Source organism: Micromonospora sp. DT62, from assembly GCF_049847285.1.
GTDB classification, from domain to species: domain Bacteria; phylum Actinomycetota; class Actinomycetes; order Mycobacteriales; family Micromonosporaceae; genus Micromonospora; species Micromonospora reichwaldensis.
This window is the reverse complement of the sequence record NZ_JBNCOB010000081.1, coordinates 1-258: the sequence shown is the minus strand read 5'-3', so window position 1 is coordinate 258 and position 258 is coordinate 1. Positions and strand designations below refer to the sequence as shown.

General features: G+C 66.7%; 1 protein-coding gene. It reads right to left on the bottom strand.

The annotated features are described in order from the left end of the window. A partial coding sequence (locus ACPXCB_RS31600; protein ID WP_425879785.1) for a condensation domain-containing protein occupies nt 1–258 on the bottom strand: 258 nt, incomplete at both ends.

Genomic DNA, 258 nt, shown 5'->3' with positions numbered 1-258 from the left:
CGCGGACGTGGTGGTCGTGGTGTTGGGGGTCGATGTGGGTGAGGTCGTGGCGGGTGCGGTGATGCGTGGGCCCGGGGTGGACGATCTGGACGGGGACGCCGTCGTGTTCGGCGAAGGTGGTGCGGAGGACTTCGTGCCGGCCGATGATCTCGTTGATGGCGGTGTCGAGGTGGTCGAGGTCGAGTTCGCCGTCGATGTGCCAGGCGGTCTGGGTGTTGTAGGCGGTGGATTTCGGGTCGAGGGTGTGCAGGAACCACA